General features: G+C 33.2%; 2 protein-coding genes. Both read right to left on the reverse strand.

The genetic code is table 11. The features are described from left to right. On the reverse strand, positions 1-452 hold a 452-nt coding region (locus I593_RS00095; protein ID WP_016165579.1), incomplete at its 3' end, for a plasmid replication DNA-binding protein. A gap of 71 nt (positions 453-523) precedes the next feature. Continuing rightward, positions 524-1,378 (reverse strand): replication initiation protein RepM (gene repM / locus I593_RS00100; RefSeq protein ID WP_016165580.1); only part of this gene is annotated, 855 nt, incomplete at its 5' end.

The following is a 1,378-nucleotide window of genomic DNA, read 5'->3' on the forward strand; positions in this document are numbered from 1 at the left end:
ACAGGAATGCGCTTATTTTCAGTTTCAACTGGAGTAGTCAATTCATCAGCTTTCAGCTCAGGTTCTTTCTGAGGATCTGTTGCTATATTCTGCTCACGTTTTTGATCGATAAACGTAGTCATATTAGCTTTTGGGGCTTCTAGTAGACGTTGCATCGTCTCAATTTGATTCTGATAAAAAGATTCACGTTCTTTAGCATCTTCAAGTTGATTTTTTAACATGTCTATTTGTTGTCTAAGCAGTAAATTTTCTGTCGAATTTTGACTGTCTACTTTTACAGGTTCTTTTACACTTTGTTTTTTAGATGGTTCACCGAACACACGGATTGCTTCAGATAAATCAATTTTATTATCTGAATTTTTGCTTAATATTCCTTTATTTATATGGTTGTAAATAGTTTGTCTATTTATGCTATATAGCTTAGATAACTCAACAACAGAAAGACTTTTCATTGTGTAAAACTATGCCTAATCTTGTAAAAATAATATGTCTAATAGGCTGTCTATTAGACAGCCTTTATAGCCTAAACTTTTAAATCTAAATTGTCTAAATAATCTGAATATTTGTCTAAATTTACAGGGTCTTTTAACAGTTGTTTAATCCTTTTGGCAAAGTTTTCATAGCTTTCACCAGCCTCACTAAATTGGCTAGAAAAAGCAGAGTCATAAGCCAACTTATTTGCAAATAAATCTAATTGTTTCTCCGTTAGGCTAGCTTTTTTAGGCTTAACTTTTTTACGTTCCTGTTTTTGTTTGAATGTGAAAGAGAAACCAGAAATTGTTCTGCCAGTTTTATGTTGTTGATAGTTAGCCGTTATATCTGTTAGTTCATTAACTTGTTTCAAGGCAAAATCTAGGACATAGGTTTTAAAATTACTCATAGTCTTGTATTGAGTAGCCTCAACGCCTAGTTGTTGTCTGAATGTTGATAGATTAAAAACTGGTGTTTGGCCACTAGATCGCCATTGGATTAGTAGCTCATATAAGCGAATGGCGTATGTACTTGTTAATTTGGAAACTTGTTGTATTTCATATTTAGTAAAATTTTCTTCTAATCTAGTAATTAGAGGGACAATATCTTGAGTGAAACGTAAGAATACAACTCCTGATTGATGTTCATAACCAATTTTATCCACCCATCTACAGTGGAAACTTCTGTCTTTACCTGTTTTTGGATTTATATCGTGATAAGTAACATAGCGATCAAATAAGCTTCTAGAGGCATCCCTAAGAACGGTATATGCAGTATGTTTTTCAACATTAAAAGTATTTATGTAGCTACTAGCGTGAACTTCCAACAAGCTATTTTCCGTGATGCCTTGTCCCGTTTCTCTTGCTTCAGCTATTGCCAAAAGAATAAGACGTTGCTCAACAGTATC

This window comes from Acinetobacter tandoii DSM 14970 = CIP 107469, from assembly GCF_000400735.1.
Classification (GTDB): Bacteria; Pseudomonadota; Gammaproteobacteria; order Pseudomonadales; family Moraxellaceae; genus Acinetobacter; species Acinetobacter tandoii.